The organism is Microcystis sp. LE19-131.1A, assembly GCF_027532015.1.
Lineage (GTDB): Bacteria > Cyanobacteriota > Cyanobacteriia > Cyanobacteriales > Microcystaceae > Microcystis > Microcystis ichthyoblabe_A.
Genome location: NZ_JAPZSS010000005.1, coordinates 18,430 through 43,749, shown reverse-complemented (window position 1 = coordinate 43,749; position 25,320 = coordinate 18,430). Strand labels below are relative to the sequence as shown.

The 25,320-nt window shown below is 42.9% G+C and carries 20 protein-coding genes and 1 pseudogene; 16 read left to right on the top strand and 5 right to left on the bottom strand.

Annotated elements, in window-relative coordinates:
* Window positions 1-285: pseudogene (locus tag O9323_RS00380) on the bottom strand (flagellar assembly protein H); the annotation flags it as partial.
* A 384-nt stretch (window positions 286-669) separates the two neighbouring features.
* Here O9323_RS00380 and hoxE point away from each other — a divergent pair.
* The 8 genes from hoxE (at window position 670) to O9323_RS00340 (ending at window position 8,219) form a co-directional block, all read left to right on the top strand.
* Window positions 670-1,179, top strand: coding sequence for a bidirectional hydrogenase complex protein HoxE (hoxE, locus tag O9323_RS00375; RefSeq protein ID WP_004158282.1), 510 nt, complete (start codon window positions 670-672; stop codon window positions 1,177-1,179).
* 28 nt (window positions 1,180-1,207) lie between these two features.
* Window positions 1,208-2,815 carry an NADH-quinone oxidoreductase subunit NuoF gene (gene nuoF / locus O9323_RS00370; RefSeq protein ID WP_004158281.1) on the top strand — a complete coding sequence of 536 codons (1,608 nt, stop codon included), beginning with the start codon at window positions 1,208-1,210 and terminating at the stop codon, window positions 2,813-2,815.
* A gap of 122 nt (window positions 2,816-2,937) precedes the next feature.
* Window positions 2,938-3,420: a Tic20 family protein gene (locus O9323_RS00365; RefSeq protein ID WP_288124518.1), complete on the top strand. Its 483-nt coding sequence runs from the start codon at window positions 2,938-2,940 to the stop codon at window positions 3,418-3,420.
* A gap of 73 nt (window positions 3,421-3,493) precedes the next feature.
* Window positions 3,494-4,867: a gluconeogenesis factor YvcK family protein gene (locus O9323_RS00360; RefSeq protein ID WP_004158276.1), complete on the top strand. Its 1,374-nt coding sequence runs from the start codon at window positions 3,494-3,496 to the stop codon at window positions 4,865-4,867.
* A gap of 173 nt (window positions 4,868-5,040) precedes the next feature.
* On the top strand, window positions 5,041-5,349 hold the full coding sequence (gene psb34, locus O9323_RS00355) for a photosystem II assembly protein Psb34 (RefSeq protein WP_288124517.1): 309 nt from the start codon (window positions 5,041-5,043) through the stop codon (window positions 5,347-5,349).
* A gap of 252 nt (window positions 5,350-5,601) precedes the next feature.
* Window positions 5,602-5,826 (top strand): DUF3134 family protein, encoded by a 225-nt coding sequence (locus O9323_RS00350; protein WP_069475198.1) that lies wholly within the window; start codon window positions 5,602-5,604, stop codon window positions 5,824-5,826.
* A gap of 142 nt (window positions 5,827-5,968) precedes the next feature.
* Complete coding sequence (locus O9323_RS00345; RefSeq protein ID WP_004158270.1) at window positions 5,969-7,129, top strand: N-acetyltransferase DgcN family protein; 1,161 nt, start codon at window positions 5,969-5,971, stop codon at window positions 7,127-7,129.
* 4 nt (window positions 7,130-7,133) lie between these two features.
* Window positions 7,134-8,219 (top strand): alanine/ornithine racemase family PLP-dependent enzyme, encoded by a 1,086-nt coding sequence (locus O9323_RS00340; protein ID WP_288124516.1) that lies wholly within the window; start codon window positions 7,134-7,136, stop codon window positions 8,217-8,219.
* 144 nt (window positions 8,220-8,363) lie between these two features.
* Here the strand turns inward: O9323_RS00340 and O9323_RS00335 are convergent, their stop codons facing one another.
* The 3 genes from O9323_RS00335 to O9323_RS00325 form a co-directional block, all read right to left on the bottom strand.
* Window positions 8,364-9,101 (bottom strand): ABC transporter ATP-binding protein, encoded by a 738-nt coding sequence (locus O9323_RS00335; protein WP_069475200.1) that lies wholly within the window; start codon window positions 9,099-9,101, stop codon window positions 8,364-8,366.
* A 122-nt stretch (window positions 9,102-9,223) separates the two neighbouring features.
* Complete coding sequence (locus O9323_RS00330; RefSeq protein WP_016516721.1) at window positions 9,224-9,448, bottom strand: ferredoxin family protein; 225 nt, start codon at window positions 9,446-9,448, stop codon at window positions 9,224-9,226.
* 95 nt (window positions 9,449-9,543) lie between these two features.
* Entirely contained in the window at window positions 9,544-11,229 is a 1,686-nt protein-coding gene (locus O9323_RS00325; protein WP_288124515.1) for a glycosyltransferase, read from the bottom strand.
* Window positions 11,230-11,425: 196 nt separating this feature from the next.
* Here O9323_RS00325 and tyrS point away from each other — a divergent pair, with 196 nt between their 5' ends.
* Entirely contained in the window at window positions 11,426-12,643 is a 1,218-nt protein-coding gene (gene tyrS, locus O9323_RS00320) for a tyrosine--tRNA ligase (RefSeq protein WP_004158255.1), read from the top strand.
* A 16-nt stretch (window positions 12,644-12,659) separates the two neighbouring features.
* Here tyrS and O9323_RS00315 read toward each other — a convergent pair whose 3' ends face one another.
* The gene (locus tag O9323_RS00315; RefSeq protein WP_002732972.1) at window positions 12,660-12,896 is read right to left on the bottom strand and encodes a ferredoxin-thioredoxin reductase variable chain; all 237 of its coding nucleotides are present in this window, start codon (window positions 12,894-12,896) and stop codon (window positions 12,660-12,662) included.
* Between the two features lie 315 nt (window positions 12,897-13,211).
* Here O9323_RS00315 and O9323_RS00310 point away from each other — a divergent pair, with 315 nt between their 5' ends.
* The 7 genes from O9323_RS00310 (at window position 13,212) to O9323_RS00280 (ending at window position 25,227) form a co-directional block, all read left to right on the top strand.
* A complete protein-coding gene (locus tag O9323_RS00310; RefSeq protein ID WP_288124514.1) occupies window positions 13,212-14,465 on the top strand; it encodes an alpha/beta hydrolase family protein in 1,254 nt (417 codons plus the stop codon).
* A complete protein-coding gene (locus O9323_RS00305) occupies window positions 14,462-15,628 on the top strand; it encodes an effector-associated domain 2-containing protein (protein ID WP_288124513.1) in 1,167 nt (388 codons plus the stop codon). The genes O9323_RS00310 and O9323_RS00305 overlap by 4 nt, the downstream gene beginning before the upstream one ends.
* A 44-nt stretch (window positions 15,629-15,672) precedes the next feature.
* Complete coding sequence (locus O9323_RS00300; RefSeq protein WP_288124512.1) at window positions 15,673-16,488, top strand: effector-associated domain 2-containing protein; 816 nt, start codon at window positions 15,673-15,675, stop codon at window positions 16,486-16,488.
* Window positions 16,485-19,694, top strand: a complete 3,210-nt coding sequence (gene fxsT, locus O9323_RS00295; RefSeq protein ID WP_288124511.1) for an FxSxx-COOH system tetratricopeptide repeat protein — start codon at window positions 16,485-16,487, stop codon at window positions 19,692-19,694. The genes O9323_RS00300 and fxsT overlap by 4 nt, the downstream gene beginning before the upstream one ends.
* Window positions 19,695-20,044: 350 nt before the next feature.
* Window positions 20,045-20,359: a hypothetical protein gene (locus tag O9323_RS00290; protein ID WP_155119073.1), complete on the top strand. Its 315-nt coding sequence runs from the start codon at window positions 20,045-20,047 to the stop codon at window positions 20,357-20,359.
* 68 nt (window positions 20,360-20,427) lie between these two features.
* Entirely contained in the window at window positions 20,428-23,673 is a 3,246-nt protein-coding gene (carB, locus tag O9323_RS00285) for a carbamoyl-phosphate synthase large subunit (protein WP_004158244.1), read from the top strand.
* A gap of 153 nt (window positions 23,674-23,826) precedes the next feature.
* Window positions 23,827-25,227 carry a TldD/PmbA family protein gene (locus O9323_RS00280; protein ID WP_130757871.1) on the top strand — a complete coding sequence of 467 codons (1,401 nt, stop codon included), beginning with the start codon at window positions 23,827-23,829 and terminating at the stop codon, window positions 25,225-25,227.
* Window positions 25,228-25,320 lie beyond the last annotated feature (93 nt).

Genomic DNA, 25,320 nt, shown 5'->3' with positions numbered 1-25,320 from the left:
AAAATAAGTAAACATTCGCCGATTAAACCACTTGCGGGAACTTTCCTGCGCCTCCAGATGAATCAGAAAAAAAGATTCTTTTCCTCTAAACTTAACTTGTGCGACTAAATCGCTTTCATACCTTTCTCCTTCCGTGACATCAGTAAATACTTCTTTGTCTAAAAAAGTAATCGAGTCCCTATCTAAATAATCCATTACTTGAGGAAAAAATAACTCGATAAATTCGAGAAAAAAGGTGGAGATTAACTCCTTAAATAAGCGATCATGGTCAATATTATTAGTCATGTAATGTCATCTTAACTAATCTGAGCGATGAATGACTACTCTTCTCTATTGTATTCTGAAAAGTCGCCTTTGGCAACATATTGTTATGACCTCATCCCCTTAACCTACGATGAGAGGGGGATGCTTCCCGCAAAAAAACCATTGCTTCAGGGTGTTATAGTGTTGAGACAAGTGCAGCTTTTTACCCCATCTCCTAATCCCTGACTGATAACTGATAACTGGTCACTGATAACTGAATATCCCCCAATAACTAAAGGAAAGATAAAGTTATCGATCGCCCTCCGGAGCCAGTGTCAGAATAAAAGCAGGGAGATGACCAAGGAAAACCGACAACTCTCCATCTTTTTCCCGTCATCGCCCCTAAAATTTATTTGGTTAAGATTTATGCAAACTGCCAATCCTCGTCAAACGGAGAAAAAAGAGCATCCCAGTGGCGATAAACGCTTCAAAGTCCTCGACATCACCATGAAGCGAGCAGGATATAATCAATCAGCCCTGATTGAAGTCCTGCACAAAGCCCAAGAGGCCTTCGGATTCCTAGAAGAAGATGTTCTCCTCTACGTTGCCCGGGCGCTAAAACTGCCCCTCAGTCGCGTCTATGGGGTAGCAACCTTCTATCATCTCTTTTCCCTGAAACCGGCGGGAAAACACACCTGTATCGTCTGTATGGGGACTGCTTGTTATGTCAAAGGCAGTGGCAAAATCCTCGAAGACATCGAAAACAGCTTTGATGTCAAAGTGGGAGAAACCACCGCCGATGGAGAAATTTCCCTAGTGTCGGCCCGTTGTATCGGGGCCTGTGGGATTGCACCGGCCGTGGTCTTCGATGGAGTCGTGGCCCCGAAACAAGATTCGGAAACTGTCTTGGCGAAACTACAGAGTTTCTCCCAGTAATTTTTCACTTTAGTGGATTGAGAAAAATATGGACTTACAAGAATTATTGGCAGTGGCCGCAAAAGAAAAAGCTAGACAAAAAAGCATCCGGGTGCATTGTTGCACTTCCACCGGTTGTCAAGCTGCTAACTCCCTCCAAATCGAAAAAAACCTCGCCACTGCCGTCAAAGAGGCACACCTAGAGGATACAGTCGAAGTGGTGGGGGTCGGTTGTATGGGTTTTTGTGGTCGCGGTCCGTTAGTGGAAGTGGATCCCCAGGATCTCCTATACGAAGAAGTCACCCCGGAAAGTGCGGCCAGCATTATTGCGGCCTTAAACGGCGGCAAAACCGAGGTGCAATTAGGGGACTCAAAACATCCCTTTTTCTCCCATCAGGTCAAAATTGTCCGGGAAAATAGCGGTAAAATCGATCCCGATCGCATTGAGGAATATATCGCCGTCGGGGGTTATCAATCTCTCTACAAGGCCCTCTACGAGATGACTCCGGCCCAGGTGGTGGAGGAAATCACCAAAAGCGGTTTGCGCGGCCGAGGCGGTGCCGGTTATCCCACCGGTTTAAAATGGGCGACGGTGGCTAAACAACCGGGTAAACAAAAATACGTTATCTGTAATGCTGATGAAGGCGACCCCGGGGCGTTTATGGACCGTAGTGTCTTGGAAAGTGACCCCCATTTAGTCCTAGAAGGAATGGCGATCGCTGCCTATGCCGTGGGGGCTGATCATGGTTATATCTATGTTAGAGCCGAATATCCCCTAGCGATCGATCGTCTGCAAAAAGCGATTAATCAGTCCAAAAAATTCGGTTTAATGGGTTCCCAAGTATTCGAGTCCACTTTCGATTTTAAGGTGGATATCCGCATCGGGGCGGGAGCTTTTGTCTGTGGAGAGGAAACCGCTCTCATCCATTCCATTGAAGGCGGCCGCGGCACTCCCCGCACCCGTCCCCCCTATCCGGCCCAATCGGGTCTCGATGGTTGTCCCACCCTGATTAATAACGTGGAGTCCTACGCTAATATCTCCGCTATTATCCGCGAGGGAGCCGCTTGGTATGCCAATATCGGTACTGCCAGCAGTAAAGGCACAAAAATCTTCGCTTTAACGGGAAAAATCCGCAATAATGGGCTGATTGAAGTGCCGATGGGTATTAGTCTCCGGGAAATTGTCGAGGAGATGGGGGGGGGTGTTCCCGATGGTCAGGTGAAAGCGGTACAAACCGGCGGCCCCTCTGGGGGTTGTATTCCCGCTAATTTACTCGATACTCCCGTGGATTACGAATCCTTAGCCAAACTCGGTTCGATGATGGGATCCGGGGGTATGGTGGTTATGGATGATAGCACCAGCATGGTGGAAGTGGCGAAATTCTATATGGAATTCTGTCGCGAGGAGTCCTGTGGTAAATGTATCCCCTGTCGCACGGGAACAGTACAAATGTTTGAATTATTGGCCAAAATTATCGCTCGAAAGGCCGATATTCACGACCTCGAAAACCTAGAACATCTCTGTCAGATGGTCAAAGAAACCAGTCTTTGTGGTCTTGGTCAAAGCGCCCCCAATCCGATTTTAAGTACCCTAAAGTATTTTAAGGAGGAATATCTGGCTCTGTTACAGGAAATCAAGCACCCCGTCTCTGTTTGAGAATAACTCGATCGAGGCCCAACAGTGTTCGGCCTCAATCAATTTCTTTGGTTATGGGAAGTCTGGTGGGCTGCCGGGTTATCTTGAAGAGAGTTAGCAGTAGTCTCAGGAGACAATAGATTATGACTTGGCGCGGCTCAACCGATACAAAAGATCGCATTTTTGCAGCTTTAGTATATCTTTTACCCTTATATTCCGCTTTTGCCTTCGGTATCTTTATCTTCCAGCAAATTCCTTTTTTAGGAGCGGCCTTAGCAATAGCCTTATATCCCCTAGCTTTTCTCTATAGTTCTCTGGGAAGCTTTGGCAGTTTAATTATCTTTTTCGTCCTCTTTTTCGCCGTGGTACGCAATCCCCGCATCAGTCATTTTATCCGGTTTAACACCATGCAGGCGATTTTAATCGATATTTTGGTGTCTTTATTGCGATTGGTCTTAGATTTCGTCGCTAGGGGTGGGGCGAATTTAGTGGTAGAAACTCTTTTTAACGTCGTCTTTTTGGGAGCATTTGCCGCCTGTGTTTACAGCATTATACAGTCGGTTATCGGCAAATACGCCGATATTCCCACAATTTCTGAGGCAGCCTATTCCCAAGTGGGAGGTTAGGTCAGCTTGAGTTTGTCCCCTTTTTCGGCTACAGTCTCTCCAGAATCAATGCGTTCGCTGCCAGGCCACATCTATGAGTCCATTTAAACAGACGCTACGGGAACTCAACGCTCAGAAGGGGAAAATAGCCGCTTCTGTGGGCAGAAAAACGCCTAAACGGGTTAATCGTTGGTTTAAATGGCTTTCTCCCGGTCTTTTTGTCAAACGCTGGCTTTTAATCAGTTTAGCCGGCGTTTTTCTCACCTCCTTCGGTTTGGCTATTTGGGTAAAATTAACCCCAGTTAATCGCTTTTTAGAGTTTGTTTCCCAAGCATTAGAAACGACCGCACGTTTAGTCCCCAATTCTGTTTCCGGGCCGCTGGCGGTTTTGCTGGGTGTCTTTTTGTTATTCTGGGGTCAGAGTCGCACCGTCGAAACGATTACAGAAGCACTACAACCAGACGCATCGGAGGAATTAGTCGATCGCCTACGGGCCCATCGTCGTCTCCATCGCGGCCCAAAAATTGTGGCGATCGGTGGCGGTACGGGTTTATCGACGCTTTTACGCGGTTTAAAACAGTATAGTTCCAATATCACCGCTATTGTCACCGTAGCTGATGATGGCGGTTCTTCGGGCCGATTACGTCGGGAAATGGGCATTTTACCCCCGGGGGATATTCGCAATTGTATCGCCGCTTTAGCCGATGAGGAAAAGTTATTAACGGAATTGTTTCAATATCGCTTTCATACCGGGGATGGTTTATCGGGCCACAGTTTTGGTAATTTATTTATCAGCGCTATGACCGAGATTACCGGCGATCTGGAACAGGCGATCGATGCTAGTGCCAAAGTTTTGGCCATTCGCGGTAAAGTGCTACCTGCTACCCTTACCGATGTTAGTCTTTGGGCTAAGTTAGCCGATGGGCGCACTATTGAGGGAGAATCAAAGATAACCGAAGCTATGGGGCAAATTCGTCAGATTGGCTGTCATCCTGCCGATCCAGTCGCTTTACCGGCTGCTTTAGCGGCAATTAAGGAAGCAGATTATATTATCATCGGGCCGGGTAGTCTTTATACCAGTATTATCCCTAATTTGTTGGTTCCCGCAATTCGTCAGGCCCTGGCACAGGTGACAGTCCCCCGCGTCTATGTTTGTAATATTATGACCCAGCCGGGGGAAACGGATAATTATTCGGTGGCAGATCATTTGCGAGCGATCGAAGGAGTCTGCGAAGAACGCGTCTTTGATGCGGTTTTAGCCCAAAGAACTGCACCATCGCCCCAATCTCTACAATTATACGCCCAAGAGCATAGTCATCCTGTCTTTTTAGATCGCGAGGAGGTGGGAAAAATGGGTTATCGCATTGTTTTAGCGAATGTAATGGCAGAAGATGAAGTTACTGCCAAAGTTCGTCACGATCCCCAACGTTTAGCCCGAGTTTTATGGCGCTGGTATGCTAAAAAGTGAATAGCGAGATGACTAAATGTTTTTATCTAGCTTTGTCAAGTTATAAAATCATATTTTTTGCTTTAATTTGCCGACATTAGCCAAATTTGCTGATTAAAGCCCTAGGAAAAAATTAGCCTAAAAACCATTTCGCCTTATTCTGTGTTATACTCAGATTTTGAAGAGAGATGATCATGCACTACTCTACTAAATCTAATCAAGAGACAGGTGCGACAGTCTATTCCCCAAGCGATGGAAGTGAATTAATTCCTGCTGAGGTTAAACTAGATATAAACGGGCAAAACTATCAATCACTTAATATACCTCTCCCAGAGGGCTATACAGTAGATGATGAAGGAATCATCAATAACTATGGTAGCGGACCCAAGATTTATCTATCAAAATCCCCATCTTTAGAACAGCAAAAATGGTATATTTTGCAAGGAGTAGGGGCGGTTTTGTTGGTTGCTTTGGTGTTATTAATCACCTTTTCCGTTAGCTAGATAAAAACCGTAGGATTGACATTTAAGTTGAGCGAGACAGGAAAACTTTAATTTACACCATAGAGTCTGCATCCCAAGTATCGGGAGCATATATTGGAACCGACTCTATCTATCTGTCCAAATAGTAAATCTGACAGCTGAACTTTTTTACTTTGCTAAACTTGACAATTTTTTTCAGTTTTTTGTGGGTTGCTTCGTGATCAACAATAGAACCACCAATAGAGATAACTTCTCAAAGGAAATTCAACAGGTATGAAATTTAATCCTTCTCTTAGTCAAGAACCTCGCTATCAGGCAATTCCTGTTATGCAGATAACTTCCAAAGAAACCCTTCTCTATTGGTTAGAACGGACAGGAAGATTAAAATTACGTCAATCTGATGCTCATCCCGATTCGCAAATGTTAGAAGAATTAGACGATATTATCGATCCAGATAATTATGCTATAGAAGAAGAAGAAGAAGAAGAAGAAGAATAAATAGTCTTAAGTAGGTGGGTGGAATTAAATATAAGATGAACGTAGGTTGGGTTGAAGCATGAAAACCAACGCCCGCTCATGTTACGCTACCGCTAAACCATCCTACAAATAATTGTGCCTCCCTACTTACTGGGAGTTAGGAGTGAAATTTCAATTATCTAATATTCAGGAGATTAAGAAAGTGGTATCAACGAAAAAAACGGCTTTAATTTACTGTGAAAATCAGTTTGGACGTGTGGATGGAAAAACGGCAGCTGGCTTGATCCGACAATCAGAAATATATACAATTGTTGGTGTGCTGGATAGTTCCTTAACAGGAAAAGATGCGGGAGAAGCATTAGGAGACAAAAAAAATCATATTCCCATTTTTGCCAATTTACAAACAGCCTTAGAAAAACTTAGAGATGTTCCCAATTGTTATATCTACGGCAAAGCACCCTTAGAAGCGTTTATTCCCCCCCTAGAAAGGCTGCTAATTTTAGAAGCAATGGCAGCAGGAATGGATATTATTAATGGTTTGCATCAATTCTTCTCCGAAGATTTAGAATTTAGGGAGCAAGCTAGTCAGTATGGTGTACAAATTACAGACATTCGTAAACCACCACAATTAGCTGATCTTCATGTATTTACTGGGCAAATTTCCCAAGTCAATATCCCCGTTATTGCCTTTTTAGGAACCGATTGTGCTTGCGGAAAAATGACCACTGCGGTGGCAGTTAATCAAACTCTCCAAGGCTTGGGTATTAAGTCTGTCTTAGTCGCTACTGGACAAACTAGCTTGATGCAGGGAGCAAGATATGGGGTTTCGATCGATGCTTTGGTTTCTCAATTTGTCATCGGTGAAATTGAAAATGCTGTGGTTCAAGCTTTTGAGCAAGAAAAACCCGATATTATTTTAGTGGAAGGACAAAGTTCTCTGAGTCATCCTGCTTTTATGAGTTCCGTGGGAATTTTGAAAGGAAGTAGGCCCGATGGGATTATTTTACAACATCCCCCAGCCCGAAAATTTCGCTGTGATTTTCCTCATTTAGCCATGCCAAAATTACAGGAAGAAATTTCACTAATTGAGGCAATTTCTCCCACTAAAGTTATCGCTATTGCGATTAATCACGAAAATCTCACCGCAGCAGCCACTGAGCGTATTATTGCCAAATATGAGCGAGATTTTCAGTTACCGACTACTGATGTTTTGTTACACGGATGTGAGAAATTAGTCCAAGCTTTATGCGATCGCTTTCCGAAATTAAACCGGAAAATCAAAGGGGAAATTTTAGCTGCAATTCCCGCAATTGGGAGCAAATAGGCTGATGAAAGACCTTTTACCCAGAATCGAGATTTCTCTCCCGAAAATACGCCATAATACTCGTTTACTCTGCCAATTCTACGGCAGCAAGGGACTTTCTGTGATGGGAGTTTCCAAAGCGATTTTGGGTGATCCCTCGATCGCCTTGGCGATGATTCAAGGTGGAGTCAACTTTATCGCTGACTCTCGAATCGAAAATATTCTCAAAATGAAACAAGCAGGAATAGTGACAACTTTTGTTCTGTTGCGTACTGCCTTGAGTCAAGCAGAATCAGTGGTTAACATTGCAGATATCAGCTTAAATACCGAATTAGCAACAATTCAGGAACTTTCCTATTATGCTCAAGAAAAGCAAAAAATACACCGCATTATTATCATGACGGAGTTAGGGGATTTACGCGAAGGTGTACTGCCGAAAGATCTCGTCAAGTTCATCAAAAAAACCCTCGCTTTTCCCTTTATCAAAATTGTCGGACTGGGTTGTAATTTGGCTTGTTATGGAGGGATTAAACCTGATAGCCATAATATGAGCAAATTATCTGTGTTAACAGATACAATTGAGCAGGAGTTTTTAATAAAATTACCGATTATTTCAGGAGGAAATTCTGCTAACTATCAATGGTATCAAAAAAGTAGCGAAGTTGGTCGGATTAATAATCTGCGTTTAGGAGAATCAATTTTATTAGGTTGTGAAACAGTTAATCGACAAGTGATACCTGGTTTATATACCGATGCTTTTCGGTTAATTGCTGAAGTAATCGAATCCAAAGATAAACCATCTCTACCCTCTGGAGAAATTGGTCGAGATGCTTTTGGTAATGTTCCCAGCTTTATCGACCAAGGCATTCACCGTCGAGTTATTATTGCATTAGGAAGACAGGATATTCTTATCTCTGGATTACAAACAAGTCAGGAGATAAAAATATTAGGTTCTAGTAGCGATCATCTAGTTGTTGATAGTCATAACAAGAGGTTAAAAGTAGGAAGCGAAGTCAGTTTTAATCTTGATTACGGAGGACTTTTAACAGCCATGACTTCTCCTTTTATTACTAAAAGTTATGCTCTCAATGCAGTAGCACAACTGTCTTGATCGATGAATAAATATCCACAGATATATTTAGGGGTTGCTGGCTTATCACCTTGACATCAGGGCCGTAGAGATTTGTACTCAATTACTATCCTATCGCTAAATTCTGGGAAGAAATCAAAATCCCCCTCAATCCTTAACAAATTCCTAATCATCTCGTTTGGCACCATGATAAGCCGCCCCGAGGTATAATTCCCCTACTTTCGGGTTATTGAGTAAATCTTGACCCGATCCCTGAAAACGATCTTGACCACTTTCTAAAACATAACCTCGATCGGACATCATTAGGGCTTTTTTGGCATTCTGTTCCACTAAAATAATTGCAGTTCCCGTCTGATTAATCGCTTTTATCTGTTCAAAAACACTGGTTACTAAGATAGGAGATAAAGCTGCCGAAGGTTCATCGAGAATTAATAAATCCGGTTGCAACATCAGCGCTCTTCCCATGGCTAACATCTGTCTTTCTCCTCCGGATAAAGTGCCAGCTTTCTGACGACGGCGCTCGTCCAAACGCGGAAACATGGCATAAATGCGCTCTTTTAGGGGTTTAATCGCTTTTTTACTGGTAAAAGCCCCCATTTCTAGATTTTCCTCGATGCTCAGGGATGGAAAAACATTAGCAATTTGGGGAACATAACCCATACCGAGGGGAACGATTTGATTAGATTTCCAACCAGTGATATTTTTTCCCTTAAAAGTGATAGTTCCAGCACTGGGTTTTAATAAACCAAAAATTGCCTTAGCGAGGGTGGATTTTCCCGCACCATTGGGACCGATAACCGTGACTAATTCCCCCGGTGCAATGCGAAAGTTAACCCCTTGCAATATGTATAAATCCTGCACATAACCAGCATAAACTTGTTCAACTTCTAAAAGATAATCCATGGTAAGGTAAAAAGGAGATAGGAGAGAGTAATATGAATTATGAATGGGGAAGTGGGAAGCATTTTCAGTAAACAGTAAACTGAAAACTTACATCTGATAACTGATAACTGATAACTGATAAATTAGGGAGTTTTTTGTAAATCGGGACGTTCTTCTGGCAGAATTGCACCTTCGACGGGACATACTTGTAAACAGATACCACAGTCGATACAAGTGGCAAAATCAATCCAATACCAATCGGTTCCTTTAACATTTTTACCCGGTCCTGGATGGATACAAGCAACAGGACAAGCGGAAACGCAATCAGCAACCCCTTCACAAATTCCAGTGACGATCGAATGTGGCACAGTGTTTTCTCCTCTAATTCTTAACATTACTTTACCACTTTTAGGCACTGCCGTGCCAGGATCGGATCATTGTTAGGAAACTTTCTCTTAATTCCCTAAAATATTGGGAGTTTTTTCTTAATCTTAGCAAGAAGTAAAATAGAAGTTTTCGCTAGGGTTTTTACTATTCCCTTACGGGAGGAAAAATAGTTAATTTCTTCCTGTAATTTATGATTATTTGTTTGAAGATTATTATGATTATTTTCTAATTCTCTTAGTGATATTTCCATCTCTTGCATAGTATGATAATCTTGCTGTTGTTTCAGATACATTGTCTGTTGTGCTTCCTGTAATTTTCTTAACTCTAACCAGACTTGATTCTGACTTGATTCCTTAGTTTCACTGAGCGCATACCAGAGAAAATTACTGATTTCTTCCGCCAGTTTTTGATTAACTTCAAAAAACTCGATAATATCAATTTTTTCGGGGGTAATTTTCGGATATAACCTTCTTAAATTTTGGGCGATATCAGAGGAAAAAGCGATGATTCTAGAAGCGGATAAAATGGCATAGTGTTTTTCTAAATCTACTGGTAAATTGCCGTTTTCTTCTGGGAAATCAGAAGCAAGCAAAAGTAGAGAAGGAGTGCTTAGGGGACTGGTATAAAAAGTGGAAATAAATAAATTAGCCTGTAGGCGATCGCAAATAGTTTGGATTTTTCTGGCATCCTTTCCCGTACAATTATAATCGTAGGATTCTGCGGGCCAATATTTAAATTCTTCCCATCGTGGTGCGGTGTTATTTCTATCTAAAATAACAATGTGTTGACTCAATTCTAATTGACTCCAATGCTCTAGAATTGAAGACCAAACCCTGGCTAATTTTCCTTGATCGATTTGAAAAATTACGCCATCAATAACAATAATTGGAGTTTTATTCTGGGAGATAGCTTGAATTGTTTGTAATTTTTCTCGCTCATCCTTATTTAAAATTTTCCCTAAATCTTCCATCTTAACTGGATTGGGTTTAATTTCTAGCTCCTTAATTTCTGGGTGAGGAATTTCGTAGATTTTACACACTTGATAATGTTCCTCTAATGCTTGACCATTGCTGCCATGTTCTAAACCTTGGAGATTTAAATAATATAACCCTAAAATCTCAGGAATCAAAGCCATTTTTTCCCCTTGACTGCCGATTCTTAACCAAAATTCGTAATCACCAGCACAGCGAAAATTTTCCTGAAAATAACCATATTTATCGTGCAGCATTTTTCGCCACATTGGTTGAGAACCCACACAACAACCTTGACGCATCTGTTGATAGGAGTAATTTGGCCAATTCCAATGTTTTAAAGCTGGGGTGGTGGCAAAAGTATCATTTTTGATGGTGGTAATTAATTGATCGGCATAAACTAAACTAATCTCTCTATTGTTATCTAGATAATTAGCCATAATTTCCAGAGCATTAAAACAGCGACGATCATCAGTATTCCCATTGGTGATATAGGAACCCCTAGCTAGTTTAATAGCGCGATTCCAAGCTTGATAAAGGGTTTCTCGTTCTTGAGTTCTCTGGTAAATAATATTAGGATAATTTTCTTGAGACTCTTGGATAATCTCCACTTCATTCTCCGGAGAAGCACTATCGATAATAATAATTTCTACTTCTCCCTTTTCATAAAGAGTTTGAGTAACTAAATCCTCTAGACAACCCCAGATAAACTCCGCTGATTTATAGGTAGAGACAATTACGGAAACTTTGATCCTCTGCACGGGGATAGAGTTATTAAAACTAGGATTCATTGGCTTATCTGATCGCAATTCAAGACAGAAAAATTTTTGATAATTCTGAAAAAGAAGATTTTAAGACTCTATATTCGATCGGGAGAATTGTCAAGGTGTTATCGACTTTTACTGAAGATGCCGGTTTATTTACCTTTTGCTTGTTACTTGACATAATAAAAAACTATAATGGGAAGGCTGTGGAAAATGAGCAACAATGACCGTATCTTCCTCCCTAGACTGGTTAACCCGTGGAACCAGTGACCTATTCCCCCATCAACCCGACTCCCCAGATCCTAGGGAAAATTTAACCCAACTACTGCAAACTACCGATCGCCCTTTAAGAATTAAACTAGGTATTGACCCCACCGGCAGCGATATTCACCTAGGTCATAGTATCCCTTTTCGGAAACTGCGTGCTTTCCAGGATGCCGGTCATGTAGCAGTGGTGATTATTGGTGATTTTACCGCTAGAATTGGCGATCCGACGGGAAAATCGGAAGTTAGAAAACAATTGACGAGCGAAGAAGTGAGAACTAATGCCGAGAATTATCTGGCACAATTACGCCCAATTTTAGATTTTAACACCCCTAATCGCCTAGAAATTCGCTATAACTCGGAATGGTTGGGGAAATTAGACCTCTCGCAAATTCTCGAACTTCTCTCCACCATGACTGTGGGGCAAATGTTGGCAAAAGAAGGCTTTTCCGAACGCTACGACAAGGAAAACCCGATTTTTCTCCATGAATTTCTCTATCCCTTAATGCAGGGTTATGATTCCGTAGCTGTTGAGGCCGATGTCGAATTGGGAGGAACCGATCAAAAATTTAATATTGCCGTCGGTCGCGATTTACAGAAATATTTCGGCAAAAAACCGCAATTCGGGTTACTTTTACCGATTTTAATCGGAACCGATGGCAGTCAAAAAATGTCCAAATCCCTGAATAATTATGTGGGATTGCGGGAATCGGCCCTGTCCATGTACTCGAAACTGGAAAAAACCCCCGACGCTTTGTTAAAAGATTATTACGAACTATTGACAAATTTGCCTTTAGATGCTACCCCAAGCAATCCGCGGGAGGCACAAAAACAACTGGCGATCGAGGTAGTTGCCCAGTTTCACGGGACAGAGGAGGCATTAAAGGCACAAAAAACGGCGCAGGAGATAGTTCTACAGGGAAATACGGCAGCTGCGGCCTCTGTCCCCGAATTTTCCCTAGCAGCGGTCACTTTTCCCCTAAAACTATTCTATCTTCTCTCGGCCACCGGCTTATGTAAAAGTAGCGGCGAAGGGAGAAGACAGATTCAGGGGGGTGCAGTCAGAATCGATAGCGAGAAAATCACCGATGTGGACAAAAGTTTTGAGACAGCCGAAGCTTTAGCCGGAAAAGTCCTACAGGTGGGCAAAAATAAATTTATTCGCTTTGTAGCTTAAATAAGCGAAAAAGTCCCTATTCGGCGGCTTTTTCCACGATTTCTAACTCAAAATCTCGAAAATGGGCTTTAAACTTTTTACTGAACTCAACGAGGACAGGTAGATTGGCGCTAACCGGTCTGCCACGCCATTCGGTGACAAAAGCTTTCACCCCTCCCTCTAATCCTTTCACGTCAAAAGGATCCGATTTGTGTTCAGGATGATGATAAACCACCACGGACTCAATTACACGAACTCGATCGCCAACTTTCATAAACTCTCTAGCGAAGACAAAGGCCTATTGTATCTTTGAAAACAATCTTATCATTGTACGCGATATCAATGATCAGTAAACAGTGATCAATTATCAGGGAAATGGGGAGAAAAAAGCTGCCTGCTGCCTGCTCAAGCAAACAAGGTCATTAAACCTAAATAAAGCTTTGCGGGATCGAGGGTGACAACATATACAATGATTGGGGTTTATCGTCAAGCAACCCTAAGCCTATGCCACGCCGTGACGGATAAAGTGTACTCAGTGATACATTTTACGCAACTAAACCAAGAGAGTCTGAAAATCTTAGGAAAAAACATGAATGCAAACTTCATTTTTGTACATGGAACCGGGGTGCGCCAACCAGCTTATCGCATAGCTCTTAAGAAAATCCGCAAGCACTTGAAGAAAGAAGATAAGTCTTTTCCAGTCTATGAATGTTATTGGGGTGACAAGTTTGGCTCCAAGCTCAATGAAGGGGGAAAATCTATCCCGACGTTCGATACGAATCGTTCTGTTGGGGGATCTTTGTCTGAGGAGGACTACAAAATGGGACTCTGGAACTTACTCTATCAAGATCCTTTCTTCGAGCTAGAAATTCTCTCCTTACGCGAGTCAGAAAACAACTATCCTCCCCCAAATCAGCAATTACCAGGGCAAGGTTTAGATAAAAGCATCAGAAATTTTACGCCATCGCCAGCACTGCTCGAACAATTAGCCCAGGCAGGTATCAAAGAAGAAATCTTTCAGCAAGCTAAAAAGAAAATTATTGAAGATGACAATTATCGAAACGCTATCAATCAAGCTCAACTATCGACGATGGGCGATTATCGGTGGGCGATCGCCAAAGCCCTTGTTGCTCAAAGTGCCATTCTCGTTTCCGAAACCTACGGAGTGCAAGCACTCTGTCTTACGGGTGATAGCCGCGACCAAATTGTCACCGAGACCGTGAGTGCGATTGGGGGATCGGAAAGGGGAGTCGTCGATTGGGTTAAAAATTTGGTTCAAGAAAAGCTACCGAAGCTACTAGATTCAGCAGTAGTTACTACTACTAATGGCATCTTGCAAATTCCCACCGGTTGGGCATTGAGAAAACGTGGTTCCCTCTCCCAATCTATTGCGGCTACCGCGGGCGACGTAATCATGTATCAGTCCCGAGGGCAAAAAATTCGGGACTTTATTCGAGATAAGATTAAGAGAATCCAGGGCCTTCCCGTAATCTTGATCGCCCATAGTTTAGGTGGGATCGCGGCTGTCGATCTGTTACTGGAACCCGATCCACCCAAAGTCGATCTGTTAGTTACGATCGGCTCACAGGCTCCATTACTCTACGAGTGGAACGCGCTGACGAACATGGAATATCAAACAGGAGCTAGGCTCCCAGATACCTTCCCTAAATGGCTTAATATTTATGATGAGCGTGATTTTTTAAGCTATATTGGGTCTGGTATATTTCCCGATCAGGTTGAAGATATTAAAGTCTCTAACGGTCAGCCATTCCCCACATCCCACGGAGCTTATTGGAATAACCCCAAGGTCTGGAGTGCTATTTTCGAGAGGATACCTACATGAGTGAGCCTACTACCACTAAAGCCCTTTTGGTGGGCATCGAAAAATACGAAGCGGGCGAGAACTGGAATCTCAACGGCCCCGCCCATGATGTGATTCGGATGGCAAAATGGTTAAGGGATCAGAATGTTCCTTCTGAAAACTTAACCATATTTCTATCCCCCTTAGATAACAACCAAGAAACCTTAGAACAGGCGAAAAGTCTTACCGGTTCTGAACCCGCTCCTGCTACTAAATCAAGTATTCAAGATGAGTTGAGTAGGCTTCAGAGGGAGTCCGCCAGCCTGTTTTTGTTTTATTGGGGAGGTCATGGCTGGGTTACTCTAGAGGGAAAGCGACGGTTATTTTATGCCGACACTCAAGAAGGCGACGAGAGAAATTTAGACTTCAACGACTTTTTGGTAACTGCGCGTAGCGATTATTACAGAGCAATGCGGCAACAGCTATTTATTGTGGATACTTGTGCGAACTATATGCCGCATATTAAAAACCCCCCTAGTGACCAGCTTGGCAAAAAAGAGCCTAGGTTCTTCCCTGAACAGTTTGTCTTATTTGCTGGAAAGTTAGGAGACCGGGCTAAAAATTTAGATTCGGAGGGAACTGGACTTTATACTAGGGAGTTACTGGCTGAGTTCGATCGCTTATCACCCAACGAGAGTTGGCCTCCAGACATGGAAGCGATATCCGCTCGTCTTCAACGTAAGTTTATAGACTTACGCAACCAAAAGTTAACCGAGCAAACGCCAACCTATTTATGGAATCGTGACTGGAGTGGCAACGAGCGTAATTTTGGACAGATGCCAGTTGCCCCAGTTCTTGAAATTACAACACCGCCTTTCACTGTAAAGATGCCAAGACGCTTAAGCGTACAAGAACTAAGCCAGTTACTAAATTTATTGACAGAAATTGATGCACTTAAAAATCGTCAACAGAGGGATAGAATTATCGATATGTTACGTCCAGAAATTCGTAATAGTATTAGCAGAGCAGATGACATTAGAACTGATATTTTAAATATGTTTCAAACTTCACGTAATTACGGAGGAGGATTGAAGGAACTTCTCGATTCTATCGAGCTTTTTGCGTCAGGCTCGATTCAATTTCAGGCTCTTATACAAACTATAAATCATATTTTACCAGAAGAACATCAGTATAAAATTATGTAAATCAAGGTTTTTAAAAGAAGATGCCACACTACTCGGATATAAAAATGGATACAACAGAAATGGTTAAATTACAACAAGCTTTATCAGAATGTTCGTGTATTAAAGACCCTACTAAACGGAATTTTATTTTACAGGAGTTAAGTAATATATATCCAGCGATTCAGGTGGAAAATTGTGATCCTATAACTCAAATTGGAATATTAATCAGAACCTGTCAAAACTATCAAGGTGCCTTGGAACGATTGATTTTAATAATCGATGAAATCTATGAACAAGGTTCAATACCAATGAATAACGTAAAACAAGTTATCTGGGAGATATTTAGTCCATCTCCTATTCAACCACGTTTAAGAAAAGACGGTGATAGGTTTGTAATTTATATTCCTGAAAGTGGACAGAGCCATGATATTCCCTTAACATTCTCTCCCTCACTAGACAGAGATGAACTTTCTAGAGCGACTCAAATATCGTACACATGGAAACAAGTTCATACTCTTTGTGAGTTATGGGTTACGGACTTTATGCCTGTTTATAAATATATAAATAATGGACAAGTAGAATTGGCAAAGACAAACATTAAAAATTTTCGTGAAAGATGTAAGATTTTTTCCGGAAACTTAGAAAGCCTAGACAAAGAAATATTTTCTTTCGGTATTATTAGTTATCTTAGAATAATACCTTATTGTATTGACCCAATACTCGAAACTATGAATTTTCCTCCAAAAACACCTTACTTTATTTTAGGTCAAGAGCTTGCCGATCTTATTACTACTATGCTGCTAGGATCACTAAGCCTAGCGGATCGTATTCTCGACGAACATTTATACTCACAAACAAAAGAAGGAACACAAATACTATGAATTGTTTAGAAGATGTCTTAACTGACTGGGCAAAAATCAAAAAAGATTTACCGCCTCTTTTAAAGTTACGTTCTTACAATAATGTTTCTGAAGAGCATAAGAAATGCCTTCAGGGTAAACTAGGTGAGTGTATTCACATGGGGCTGAACACTCAAGACCCCACTGAACGCACCCAACTTCAATGGATGGCGCGTGAAATTGGCGATTATATTTTTGGACTTTATGGAATATACTCGGCCACGACGATTTTACCATTGGCAGAACAAGACCAGAATTTTTATGTTCCATACCCTCGAAATCCCTATTTTACGGGTCAAGATGGGGAATTAGATGACATTTATAGTTTCTTTTTTAGTTCAAAAAATTCTTCTAATGTTCGCTCACTTGCTCTGGTGGGTATGGGGGGAAGTGGCAAAACCCAACTCGCGATAGAATACGCCTATCGATACAGCAAACAATATTCAGCTATTTATTGGCTACAGGCAGATGATATCGGCCTGTTTTTCCTTAGTGTTTCTGAGCTTGCTGAAAAACTGATCCCTGATGAGTGTAAAGATATCCACCCTGAAGTTATTGCGAACAAACTTAAAAGTCACCTAGAGGAACAACAATCAGGATGGTTGTTGATTGTTGATAATGCTGATGATTTCTCTATTGTGAAAAAATATTTACCGAGGTCGGGCAAAGGAGATATTTTGATAACAACCCGATCATCTCAAATAGATCCTGCCATACATCAAATTCTCATATCTACTTTTCTACCCAATGAAAGTAAGTTGCTTTTACTGCGTAGGGCAAAACAGCTAAAAGAGATAACTGATTTCACACAACTTGATCCATCAGAGAATGAGGCGACTGAAAAACTTACTCTTCAACTAGGAGGGCTTCCTTTAGCCATTGACCAAGCGGGAGCTTATATAGGGAAAGAAAATATCACTCTAGAAAAGTATTTAACTCTCTATCAGCAGACAGAACGAGGAAAGGAACTTCGTCAAACACGAGGTGAACTATCGGGGGAACATACTTCCTCGTCCACAACCTATACTTTGGCTCTCGAACAGGTAGCTTTCAGAGATGAAGAAGCGGCAGAGTTGATTCGTATCTGTGCGTTTTTAGCCCCAGAATCCATACCCAAAAGAATCTTTACTGAAAATCCCGATATTTGGGAAGGCTCATTAGCAACTCGGTTACATAAACCATCAGGGTTTGATGAACTTCGCAAAGAAGCAACTCGTTATTCTTTGATTCAATGGGATTCTAAAAAGGAATTGCTTAGTATTCACGCAGTTGTTCAACAAGTTATTCGCGATGAGCTAAGTCAAGAGGAGAAACAATCCTATATAAAAAAAGTAATACTAGCAGTAAACGCTATTTTTCCAAAAGAGATCGAGATTCGTTTTGCTTCACGAGAAGTCCTACGAAGTTGCGACCGCCTTTCATCTCAAGCGAGAACAGTTTTGGCGTGGACTAAAGATTACTCTATTACAAGTTTAGCGATCGGTAATTTAATGAATAAATATGGCTATTACTTGATCGCACGATCTAGCTACAAGGATGCTAAAGATTTCTGTGAGTGTGCCGTAAAGTTCTGGAGAGACCTATCAACTTCTCAGGACTTATCGACTGAAAACATAACAGAGATAGATTTGGGTCTTGCTACTAGCTTGAATAATCATGCGGAACTTCTCCACGCTCAGGGGAATTACCGTGACGCGCGGCTGTTATTTGAGGAAGCTTTAAAGATTAGAAAGGATAAATTGTCTTTAGATGATCCAGACTATTTTTGGGTCGGACAAAGCCTACACAACTTAGCAAGACTCGAAGGAGATTTTGGAAATTATTTAACAGCCGAAGAACTATTTGACAAAGCTTTGAAGATAAACAAGACTACTCAAAGAGATGATTTGCGCTTTCTGCTTGCCAGAAGCTATAATGACTTGGCTAAATTATACCGATTGAAAGCTAACTTCTCTGAGGCTAATCTTAATTGCAAAAAGGCATTGACAATCAACCGAGAAATCTTTGGAAAAGATCATCCTTACATAGCTAGTAATCTAGATAATTTGGGAGATATTTATAAAGATCAAAGTCGTTATCAGGAAGCAGAAACGAAATATTTACAAGCACTTGAATTAAGAAGGAATTACTTCAGAGGAGAATATTATCCCGCGATCGCTGATAGCTATACTAGCTTGGCACGATTATATCAAGCGTTGGGAGATTATGAACGCGAGCGCGAAGATCATGACAAAGCAGAATCTCATTATAATAAAGCAAAAACTTACTACGATGATGCGTTAAAGATACTAAAAAAATTATTTAATGATGCTCATCCTGACATTGGATCAAGCTATAGTAATTTAGCACTCTTGTATCGAAGACTAGGTTTCGATGATGAATCTAGTCGCTCTTATGAAAAGGCACGAGAATCCCTGAGCGTATTGAGTGAAGATCATCCTGCATTAGCAACTATTTATAATAATTCTGCAATTTTCCATTACGAGCAAAAACAATACGAAAAATCAGAGGATTTCTATAAAAAAGCTTTAACTTTATATAAAAATACTCTAAGTCCAGATCATCCTTTGGTGGCTATTTGTTACGGGAATTTAGCTTCTTTATATCAGGAACAAGGAAGATACGAGAAAATCGACCGCAATATAGCACGCAACCTCGAAAATTTAGCCATATTCTATCAAGAAGGGGGAAGGTACGAACAAGCCGAACCTCTTTTCAAACAATCCTTGGAATTGAGTAAGCGACGATTAGGGGAAGACGACCCCGATATCGCCTACAGTCTCGACAATCTAGCCCTGCTCTATCAGGATTGGGAACGGTACGAAGAAGCCGAACCTCTTTTTCAACAAGCCTTAGCTTTGCGGGAGCGACGGTTAGGAGAAGACGACCTTGATATTGCCCACAGTCTCGACAATTTAGCCTCGCTCTATCAGGATTGGGAACGGTACGAAGAAGCCGAGCCTCTTTTCAAACAATCCTTAGCTTTACGGGAGCAACTATTAGGGGAAGACGACCTCGATATCGCCTATAGCCTCGACAATCTAGCCTCGCTCTATCAAAACTTGGAACGTTACGAGGAAGCAACAGAATCGTTAACTCGGTTATTGAGCATCCTAGAGCGATCTTTTGGTTCGGAAGAGCCATATATCATCAGCCTTAAAGATCGGTTGAACAAAGTCAGGAAATAGAGATATCATCCTTATCTGTCAGTATTGTGCGAGTTATTACTAAGAAAAAGGCTGGAATCGTTGATCGGGAAAGAGTAGAGAGAACTTGCTCTTCTCGACCCCGATCGAGGGAAAGTTCCCGTAACTTCAGTCTGAAATCCTTGTCAGCAGAGGAGTTCAATCTCTTGTAACCTCTCTCGAAGAGTGAGCCGAAAAATCAAGGTTTGCCTCGATCGATCAAGAAACATTATTAATAATATTTATCGATCCAACGTCGAATTTTCATTAAATTATGCTTCCGATAAAAGATAATGTAAGTTATAATGTCGGTTACGCGCTTATTGGGAACGTACTTAATTAAACTTAATTCTATGAGCAAAATCTCCATTAGTAGTGCTTCCATCACTGCGCCGATGGGAATGGTTGTCGGCACTGCTAAAGTTAGTCCGGATATTCAAGAGCCATCCCTGGCAAGGTTGGCCTATCGTCGTGCTAACCGAGGCATGACCACTTTGGAGACGGTAAAACCGTCCTTGGGTACGGATAGCTTGAGACCTTCTCGGAAGAGACGGACTAAGCGTCGGAAGCGCAGTACTTGCCCTGAGCTTAGAAGAAATCGCTCGAAAAGCCAAGAAGGAGAAGTACCCTCAAACCCATTCATGCCTCAAGTCCTTAAACAGACATAAAGGTTCGGTTGATCGAGGGTGACAACATATACAATGATTGGGGTTTATCGTCAAGCAACCCTAAGCCTATGCCACGCCGTGATGACTTAAAGAAAATCCTAATCTTGGGCGCTGGCCCGATTGTCATCGGACAAGCCTGTGAATTCGACTATTCGGGAACTCAAGCCTGTAAAGCTCTGCGAGAAGAAGGTTATGAGGTAATTTTAGTCAATTCTAACCCCGCCTCGATCATGACCGATCCAGAAATGGCCGATCGCACCTACATTGAACCAATTCTGCCGGAAATTGTCGAGAAAATTATCGCTAAAGAACGTCCTGATGCGATTCTACCGACTATGGGTGGTCAAACTGCCCTCAATACTGCGGTAGCTTTGGCCAAAAGCGGCGTTTTAGAAAAATATAACGTGGAATTGATCGGGGCAAAACTTCCCGCTATTGAAAAAGCCGAAGATAGGGAACTATTCAAAAAAGCAATGGAGAAAATCGGTGTTCCCGTTTGTCCTTCGGGGATTGCCAACAATTTAGAGGAGGCAAAAGCGATCGGTCATCAGATCGGTTCCTATCCTCTCATTATCCGGCCGGCCTTCACTTTAGGCGGAACGGGGGGCGGTATTGCCTATAACCAAGAAGAATTTGAACCGATGGCCCAGTATGGGCTAGATTGTTCGCCTACATCGCAAATTCTCGTCGAAAAATCCCTAATTGGCTGGAAAGAATACGAATTAGAGGTTATGCGCGATCTAGCCGATAACGTGGTGATCATCTGTTCGATCGAAAACTTTGACCCGATGGGGGTCCATACCGGCGACTCGATTACGGTTGCGCCCGCCCAAACCCTAACCGATAAAGAATACCAACGCCTCCGGGACTATTCTAAGGCAATTATTCGGGAAATTGGCGTAGAAACCGGCGGATCGAACATCCAATTCTCCGTTAATCCCACTAACGGCGACGTAATCGTGATTGAGATGAATCCCCGGGTATCCCGTTCTTCGGCCCTGGCATCAAAAGCCACGGGATTCCCGATCGCTAAATTTGCCGCTAAACTAGCCGTAGGCTACACTTTAGACGAAATTCCCAACGATATCACCAAAAAAACCCCGGCTTCCTTTGAACCGACTATCGATTATGTCGTCACCAAAATTCCTCGCTTTGCCTTCGAGAAATTCCCCGGCTCCCAACCGATTCTAACCACCCAGATGAAATCCGTCGGGGAAGCTATGGCTATCGGTCGAACTTTCCAAGAATCCTTCCAAAAAGCTCTTCGCTCCCTAGAAACGGGACGTTTTGGCTTTGGTTGCGATAAAGTCGAAACTCTCCCCCCTCTCTCGGAAGTCCGGGCCGGTTTGCGAACACCTAACCCCGAACGAGTTTATAGTATCTATCATGCTTTTAAATTGGGCATGAATGGGGAGGAAATCCACGAACTAACCGGGATTGATCCCTGGTTCCTCGATAAATTGGCTGATTTGATGGAAACCGAGAAGTTTCTCAAACGAACTCCCCTGAAAAGTCTCGGCAAAGAGGACCTATTCGCTATTAAACAACAGGGTTTTAGCGATCGCCAAATCGCCTTCGCCACCAACACCAGCGAGGACGAAGTAAGAAGTTATCGCAAGGGTTTAGGTATTGTTCCAGTCTATAAAATGGTGGATACCTGCGCGGCAGAATTTGAAGCCCTAACACCCTACTATTATTCCACCTACGAACGGGTAGAATCGGAAGTTTTACCCTCCGATAAACGCAAAGTGATGATCCTCGGTGGTGGTCCCAATCGCATCGGCCAGGGGATAGAATTTGACTACTGTTGTTGTCATGCCGCTTTTTCCCTCAGCAAAGCCGGTTTTGAGACGATTATGGTCAACTCTAACCCGGAAACTGTCTCCACCGATTACGATACCAGCGATCGCCTTTACTTTGAACCCCTGACTAAAGAAGATGTCTTAAATATCATCGAAGCGGAACAACCAGAGGGTTTAATTATTCAATTCGGTGGGCAAACTCCCTTAAAACTGGCAGTTCCCCTGCAAAAATATTTAGAATCGCCTAATTGTCCGGTAAATACCAAAATTTGGGGAACTTCACCCGATTCGATCGATGCCGCCGAAGATCGGGAACGTTTTGAACAAATCCTCCGACAATTAGATATCCGACAACCCCTCAACGGTATTGCCCGCAATTTCCAAGAATCCCAAGCAGTGGCTCAACGCATCGGTTATCCTGTAGTAGTACGTCCGTCCTACGTTTTGGGCGGTCGGGCAATGGAAATCGTCTATTCCGATAGCGAATTGGAACGCTATATGAAGTATGCGGTACAGATAGAACCGGATCACCCGATTTTAATCGATAAATTCCTCGAAAATGCCATCGAAGTGGATGTGGATGCCCTCTCAGATGCCACGGGAACAGTCGTTATCGGGGGATTAATGGAACATATCGAACAAGCGGGCGTACATTCGGGCGATTCTGCCTGTTCTATCCCCCATACGTCCCTGAGCGCCTCGGTTTTAACCACAATTCGACAATGGACGGTGGAACTAGCGAAAGCGTTAAAAGTAATCGGTTTGATGAATATCCAGTATGCGGTACAGGGAGAGACAGTTTATATCTTAGAAGCGAATCCCCGCGCTAGTCGTACTGTTCCCTACGTTTCCAAAGCGACGGGAGTTCCTTTAGCAAAAGTTGCCTCCCTCGTCATGTCGGGCAAAACCCTGACGGAATTGGGTATCATCAGCGAAGCAATTCCCCGTCATATTGCCGTGAAAGAAGCGGTTTTACCCTTCCAGAAGTTCCCCGGTGCTGATACTCTCCTGGGACCAGAAATGCGTTCTACAGGCGAAGTAATGGGGATTGACAGCGATTTTGGCAAAGCTTTCGCTAAAGCGGAAATGGCCGCCGGCGTGATTTTAGCCACCAGTGGGACGGTTTTCGTCTCGATGAGCGATCGCGATAAAACCCCCATGGTTCCCGTGGTTAAGGATCTGCAATCCCTCGGTTTTCGCGTCGTCGCCACTTCCGGAACTCGTAAAGTTTTGTTAGAAAACGGTTGCGAAAATATCGATTTAGTGCTGAAGATTCACGAAGGCCGTCCCGACGTTGTCGATTGGATCAAAAATGACTGGATTCAGTTTATTGTCAATACTCCCAGTGGTGAAGAATCCCAAAACGATGGCCGAAAAATTCGCCGTACTGCCCTCGATTATAAGTTACCAATTATCACCACTATCGCCGGGGCAAAAGCGACGGTAGCGGCCTTAAAATCCCTGCAATCTCAACCTTTAGAGGTGAAAGCTTTACAGGATTATCTCGCCTAATTTCAGTTATCAGTTATCAGTTATCAGTTATCAGTTATCAGTTATCAGTTATCAGTGAGCAGTTATCAGTTCACTCTTTACTGTTTACTGTTTACTGATCACAGCAAAAAATCTCCCATCACCCCACACCCCACACCCCACTTCCTAATTCCCATGACCGATACTCTAAACGATTATAAAAACCTAATTAGCGAACTGATTAACCGTTATAAAAACCGCGTCGATTTCCTGACAATTCGTCTGGAAGAAGCGCGGGGGACGAATATTCTACTGCGTTCCGAACGAGTGGAAACCCTCAGCGAAGGTATTGCTATCGGTGGTCAGGTACGCGCCTGTTATAAAGGAGGTTGGGGATTTGCCAGCTTTAATCAATTATCCAGTTTACAGGAACGATTAGAAGATGCGATCGCTGCTGCCCGTTTAATTGGGGAAGAAGAAACCCTGATTGCTCCGGTAGAACCTGTAATTATCTCCTGTGAATTGCCTTTAACGGGAACGGATCCCCGTTTAGTGCCATTAGCCGATAAAAAAGCCCTCTGCGATCGCTATAATAACCTATTGCGTCAGCACCATGCCAGTATTGCCACCACTTCCGTCCGTTACAGCGATAGCAGTCAACATATTCTTTTAGGCACTTCTGACGGGACTTTAATCGAACAAAAATGGTCAGACTTAGAAATGCGTTTTTCGGCCACCGCTAGGGATGGGGACAGCGTACAAACGGGCCGGGAAACCACAGGATCCCGAAAAGCTTTCGAGGATCTGGTCAATTTAGAAGAACAGGTGCAAGGGTCGGCTAAACGGGCCGTACAAGCCCTAGTTTTGCCCCCTGTCAAGGGCGATACCTACACCGTCGTCATCGATCCCATTTTAACCGGTCTGTTCGTCCATGAGGCTTTTGGCCACCTTTCCGAGGCAGATATGTTATACGAAAATCCTGACCTTTTGGAAGTGATGAGTATGGGCAAACGTTTCGGACCGGATAACCTGCAAATCTTTGACGGGGCCCATCCGGAAGGTCATCGGGGCAGTTATTTTTATGACGATGAGGGAACCCCTGCGACGACGACTCAGTTAATTAAAGATGGGGTTTTGGTGGGAAGACTGCATTCGCGGGAAACGGCGGGCAAATTAGGCGAAAAACCGACCGGTAACGCCCGTTGTCTCAATTATCATTATCCGCCCATTGTCCGCATGACCAACACTTGGATTGAACGGGGAACCACTCCCGTTCCAGAGTTATTTTCGGGGATAAAAACGGGAGTTTATGCCCAAAATTGGCAGGGAGGCATGACTAACGGCGAAATGTTCACTTTTAGCGCCGGGGAAGCTTGGATGATTCGCGATGGAGAAATTGCTGAACCGGTTAAAGATGTGACTCTCTCCGGTAATGTCTTTAAAACCCTAGCCAATATTGAGGCAATTGCTGATGATTTCCACTGGGATGAGTCGGGAGGCTGCGGAAAAGGGGGTCAAAGTGGTTTACCCGTCGGCTGCGGTGGCCCCAGTCTCCGTATCCGCGATGTGGTGGTGGGGGGAGAAGCAGATATTTAGTGAACAGTGATCAGTAAACAGTAATCAGCTTCTGAGGGCAAGAGGCTCCAAGAAAGAATCTGGCAATTCTCCTACCTAAAAAGAAGGTTAGAA

Coding starts and splice junctions, on each gene's coding strand:
- hoxE (WP_004158282.1), top strand. CDS start 670: ATGCAAACTGCCAATCCTCGTCAAACGGAGAAAAAAGAGCATCCCAGT.
- nuoF (WP_004158281.1), top strand. CDS start 1,208: ATGGACTTACAAGAATTATTGGCAGTGGCCGCAAAAGAAAAAGCTAGA.
- O9323_RS00365 (WP_288124518.1), top strand. CDS start 2,938: ATGACTTGGCGCGGCTCAACCGATACAAAAGATCGCATTTTTGCAGCT.
- O9323_RS00360 (WP_004158276.1), top strand. CDS start 3,494: ATGAGTCCATTTAAACAGACGCTACGGGAACTCAACGCTCAGAAGGGG.
- psb34 (WP_288124517.1), top strand. CDS start 5,041: ATGCACTACTCTACTAAATCTAATCAAGAGACAGGTGCGACAGTCTAT.
- O9323_RS00350 (WP_069475198.1), top strand. CDS start 5,602: ATGAAATTTAATCCTTCTCTTAGTCAAGAACCTCGCTATCAGGCAATT.
- O9323_RS00340 (WP_288124516.1), top strand. CDS start 7,134: ATGAAAGACCTTTTACCCAGAATCGAGATTTCTCTCCCGAAAATACGC.
- O9323_RS00335 (WP_069475200.1), bottom strand. CDS start 9,101: ATGGATTATCTTTTAGAAGTTGAACAAGTTTATGCTGGTTATGTGCAG.
- O9323_RS00325 (WP_288124515.1), bottom strand. CDS start 11,229: ATGAATCCTAGTTTTAATAACTCTATCCCCGTGCAGAGGATCAAAGTT.
- tyrS (WP_004158255.1), top strand. CDS start 11,426: ATGACCGTATCTTCCTCCCTAGACTGGTTAACCCGTGGAACCAGTGAC.
- O9323_RS00315 (WP_002732972.1), bottom strand. CDS start 12,896: ATGAAAGTTGGCGATCGAGTTCGTGTAATTGAGTCCGTGGTGGTTTAT.
- O9323_RS00310 (WP_288124514.1), top strand. CDS start 13,212: ATGAATGCAAACTTCATTTTTGTACATGGAACCGGGGTGCGCCAACCA.
- O9323_RS00305 (WP_288124513.1), top strand. CDS start 14,462: ATGAGTGAGCCTACTACCACTAAAGCCCTTTTGGTGGGCATCGAAAAA.
- O9323_RS00300 (WP_288124512.1), top strand. CDS start 15,673: ATGGATACAACAGAAATGGTTAAATTACAACAAGCTTTATCAGAATGT.
- fxsT (WP_288124511.1), top strand. CDS start 16,485: ATGAATTGTTTAGAAGATGTCTTAACTGACTGGGCAAAAATCAAAAAA.
- O9323_RS00290 (WP_155119073.1), top strand. CDS start 20,045: ATGAGCAAAATCTCCATTAGTAGTGCTTCCATCACTGCGCCGATGGGA.
- carB (WP_004158244.1), top strand. CDS start 20,428: ATGCCACGCCGTGATGACTTAAAGAAAATCCTAATCTTGGGCGCTGGC.
- O9323_RS00280 (WP_130757871.1), top strand. CDS start 23,827: ATGACCGATACTCTAAACGATTATAAAAACCTAATTAGCGAACTGATT.